The sequence below is a fragment of the Pseudomonas sp. AGC41 genome (assembly GCF_057334555.1).
Map to the genome: position 1 here is coordinate 1 of NZ_JBHFJB010000110.1, position 3,995 is coordinate 3,995.

Annotated in this window: 4 protein-coding genes; all 4 read right to left on the reverse strand. The window is 62.5% G+C overall.

All coding sequences use genetic code 11. From position 1 onward, the window contains the following. Positions 1 to 116: 116 nt before the first annotated feature. The 4 genes from lnt to ACE04F_RS18580 are packed head-to-tail and all read right to left on the reverse strand — an operon-like array spanning position 117 to position 3,994. Entirely contained in the window at positions 117 to 1,640 is a 1,524-nt protein-coding gene (gene lnt, locus ACE04F_RS18565; RefSeq protein ID WP_486108951.1) for an apolipoprotein N-acyltransferase, read from the reverse strand. Between the two features lie 27 nt (positions 1,641 to 1,667). Then, entirely contained in the window at positions 1,668 to 2,507 is an 840-nt protein-coding gene (locus ACE04F_RS18570; protein ID WP_186610826.1) for a CorC family transporter, read from the reverse strand. A gap of 40 nt (positions 2,508 to 2,547) precedes the next feature. Continuing rightward, on the reverse strand, positions 2,548 to 3,006 hold the full coding sequence (gene ybeY / locus ACE04F_RS18575) for an rRNA maturation RNase YbeY (protein WP_486108954.1): 459 nt from the start codon (positions 3,004 to 3,006) through the stop codon (positions 2,548 to 2,550). Further along, positions 2,999 to 3,994 (reverse strand): PhoH family protein, encoded by a 996-nt coding sequence (locus tag ACE04F_RS18580; protein WP_486108956.1) that lies wholly within the window; start codon positions 3,992 to 3,994, stop codon positions 2,999 to 3,001. The genes ybeY and ACE04F_RS18580 overlap by 8 nt, the downstream gene beginning before the upstream one ends. Position 3,995: the final 1 nt, after the last annotated feature.

The window sequence follows — 3,995 nt, forward strand, 5'->3', positions numbered from 1 at the left end:
AAGCAGGCCCCTGCAGTGCTCCAGGTAAACCGCACTGTCCGGTTTTGCGACTGCTGCGCAGCCGAGCGGGAGCAAGCTCCCTCGCCACAGAGATATCCAGCCCTACAAGAGGTGTGTCAAACGGTCTTGGCCATCCGCCCTGCCATCAATGCCCAGCCCAGCAGTAACACGCACAGGATGATCAACGGCCACGAACGCCACTGCAGGTAGGGCGTCAGGTCGTGCATCGGCACCACTTCGCCGTAGAGAATGCCGCGCTCGAATTGCGGGATGCTGGCGGTGATCTGGCCGAAGGGGTTGATCAGGCCGGTCACGCCGTTATTGGTGGCGCGAATCATCCAGCGGCCGGCTTCGAGCGCGCGCATCTGCGCCATTTGCAGGTGCTGCAACGGACCGATCGAAGTGCCGAACCAGGTGTCGTTGCTGATGGTCAGCAGCAGGTCGCTGCGCGCCGAAAGGCTGGCGGCGAATTCCGGGTAGACCACTTCGTAGCAGATGAACGGGGCGATCTGGTAACCCTTGGCTTGCAGCAATGGCTGGTCGGCCGGGCCTCGGGCGAAATCCGACATGGGCAGGTCGAAGAATGCGATCAGCCCGCGCAGCAGGTCTTGCAACGGCACGTACTCGCCGAAGGGCACGAGCTTCTGCTTGAGGTAGGTGCCATCGCCTTCACCGGTCACGGTGATGCCGTTGAAGTAGCGTTTCTCGTGGCGCACCAACTGGCGAATCGGCACGCCGGTGATCAGCGCCGAATGCCGCTCGGCGGCGAAGCTGCCCATCATGTCCAGGTAACCCTGGGCGGATTCCTTGAGCACCGGCACCGCGGTTTCCGGCCAGACCAGCAGGTCGACGCGCTTGGAACTGAGGCTCATGTCGCGGTACAGCGCCAACTGCGCGTTGAGCTGTTCGGGGTCCCACTTCATGCTTTGTTCAATATTGCCCTGGATCGCCGCCACGCTCAGCGGGGCGCCCGAAGGACTGGTCCAGGCGTGGTCCTTGAGCGCCATGCCAGCGACCCACGGACCGACCAGCAGCACCAGGCCCGCAGCGATGAAGCCCTTGCGCCCGGCGCGCAGCAGCCGCGGCGCGTTGTACAGCAGCGCGGCGGTCAGGGCGAGGGTGAAGGAAATCAGCCACATCCCGCCCAGCGGCGCGAGACCCGCCAGCGGGCCGTCGAGCTGGCTATAGCCGGAATAGAGCCACGGAAAACCGGTCAGGAACCAGCCGCGGAAAGCCTCCTGGCCCAACCACAGCGCGGCGAAGGCCAGGGCGTCGGCCAGGGGCGCTTCGTTGCGCCGCAGCCAGCGCGCCCACAGCCAGGCGGGCAGGGCAAAAAACCAGGCGATGGCGGCGATGAACAACAGCATCAACAGACCGGCGAGCAGCACCGAGGCGCCGCCGAAGTTGTGGATGCTGACGTAGATCCAGCTGGTGCCGGCGCCAAACAGGCCGAAACCGAAGCACCAGCCACGCCCCAGGGCCTGGCGAGGCGAGAGCTCGCGCAAGCCGGCATAGAACAACCCGACCGCCAGCAATGCCAGCGGCCAGATGTCGAAGGGGGCCAACGCCAGGGTGGTGATCGCACCGGCCGCCACGGCCAGCAGGTTACCGGGCCAGCCGGGGCGGGTTATCCAGCGCATGTGTTTCCTTAGCGGGTCTCGCAGGGGTTAACGGGCAATGGGTGACAGGCGTAGCAGATGGATCCGGCGACTGTCGGCATTCAGGATGCGGAAGCGCCAGGAGCCGATCTCGGTGGTTTCGTTACGCTTGGGCAGGTGCCCGAAAGCGCTCATCACCAGGCCACCGACGGTATCGAACTCATCATCGGAAAATTCGCTGTCGAAAAACTCGTTGAAGTTCTCGATGGGCGTCAGGGCCTTGATCAGGAAGTCACCGCTGGGCAGCGGCTTGATGTAGCTGTCTTCCTCGACATCGTGCTCGTCTTCAATGTCGCCGACGATCTGCTCGAGCACGTCTTCGATAGTGACCAGCCCGGCCACGCCACCGTATTCGTCGATGACGATGGCCATATGATTGTGATTGGCGCGGAACTCGCGCAGCAACACATTAAGGCGCTTGGACTCGGGCACGAAGGTGGCCGGACGCAGCAAATCCTTGATGTTGAAGCTGTCGCCGTTCTCTTGGAGGATCAGCGGCAGCAGATCCTTGGCCAACAGCACACCCATGACATCGTCATGGCTCTCGCCGACGACCGGGTAGCGCGAGTGAGCGGAGTCGACCACGGCGGGCAGGAATTCGCGGGGTGTCTGGGTCGCCTTGATGCTGACCATCTGCGAGCGCGGGACCATGATGTCCCGCACTTGCAGGTCAGCGACCTGGATGGCGCCTTCGACGATGGCCAGCGCTTCGCTGTCCAACAGTTTGTTCTGGTGTGCATCGCGCAGCAGCTCCAGCAGCTCCTGGCGGTTTTTCGGCTCATGGGCAAAAGCCTGGGTGAGCTTGCCCAGCCATGACTTCTGCCCGTTGGTCGATCGATCTTCGCTCATAGCGATTACTCTGAATCCTTTGTCGTTACAGGTTGATGTATCAGTGTTCATCGCCGGCATAAGGGTCGGGATGACCTAGCTCGGCAAGCAACGTTCGTTCCAGTGCTTCCATTTCCTCGGCTTCGTCATCTTCCATATGGTCGTAACCGAGCAAATGCAAGCAGCCGTGAATCACCAGGTGAGCCCAGTGGGCCTCAGGGGTCTTGTGTTGTTCCGCCGCTTCACGCTCCACCACCGGGACGCAGATCACCAGATCGCCCAGCAACGGGATATCGAGCAACTCGTCGGGCACGTCGGCCGGGAAGGACAGCACGTTGGTGGCGTAGTCTTTCTGCCGCCAGGTGTGGTTCAACTCGCGGCCTTCGGCTTCGTCCACCAGGCGGATGGTCAGTTCCGAGTCGGCGCTGCGCTGGCGCAGGGCCAGTTCGCACCATTGACGGAACTGGGCCTCGCTGGGCGCTGCATGTTTGCTGGCCAGTTGCAGGTCGAGTTCAAGCATCGTGGCTGTTGCCCTTGACGGCGGGCGCGTCTTCCTGGCGATTCTCGAAGCGCTCATAGGCTTCGACGATGCGCTGCACCAACGGATGGCGCACGACGTCCTTGGGCATGAAATGCGTAAAGCTGATGCCTGGCACATCCTTGAGCACCTGGATCACATGGTTCAACCCGGACTTGGTGCCGCGGGGCAGGTCGACCTGGGTGATGTCCCCGGTGATGACGGCCGTGGAGCCGAAGCCGATCCGGGTCAGGAACATCTTCATCTGTTCGACGGTAGTGTTCTGGCTTTCGTCGAGGATGATGAAGCTGTTGTTCAGCGTACGGCCACGCATGTAGGCCAGTGGCGCAACCTCGATGACCTGGCGTTCGATCAGCTTGGCGACGTATTCGAAGCCGAGCATTTCGTACAGCGCATCGTAGAGCGGGCGCAGGTACGGGTCGATTTTCTGGGTGAGGTCGCCAGGCAGGAAACCGAGCTTTTCCCCCGCTTCTACGGCCGGGCGCACCAGCAGGATGCGTCGGACCTGTTCGCGCTCCAGCGCATCGACCGCGCAAGCCACGGCCAGATAGGTCTTGCCGGTACCGGCCGGGCCAATCCCGAAATTGATGTCGTTGGCGAGGATTTCCTTCACGTAGCGCTGCTGATTTACGCCGCGTGGGCGAATCATGCCTTTTTTCGTGCGCAGGGCCACGGCAGGTTCCGCAGCGGCAGGGTTGTCGAGTTCCTCGACAGCCGATTCCTGCAGGAACAGGTGGACCAGGTCCGGCGACAGCTCGCTTGCCTTGGTTTCCCGATAGAGGCGGCGCAGCAGGTTTTCCGCGGAGGAGGTGTGCTTGGGATCGCCGATCAGCTCGAACTGGTTTCCGCGGTTGCGGATCTCGATGGCCAGGCGTTGTTCGATCAAGCGCAGATGCTCGTCGAATTGCCCGCACAGATTGGCGAAGCGGCGAGCCTCGAAGGGCTCGAGAATGAAACGATGGGGTTCGATG

What these genes read in the sequence shown, in the direction of transcription:
- lnt (WP_486108951.1), bottom strand. Translation starts at nt 1,640, where the DNA reads ATGCGCTGGATAACCCGCCCCGGCTGGCCCGGTAACCTGCTGGCCGTG.
- ybeY (WP_486108954.1), bottom strand. Translation starts at nt 3,006, where the DNA reads ATGCTTGAACTCGACCTGCAACTGGCCAGCAAACATGCAGCGCCCAGC.
- ACE04F_RS18570 (WP_186610826.1), bottom strand. Translation starts at nt 2,507, where the DNA reads ATGAGCGAAGATCGATCGACCAACGGGCAGAAGTCATGGCTGGGCAAG.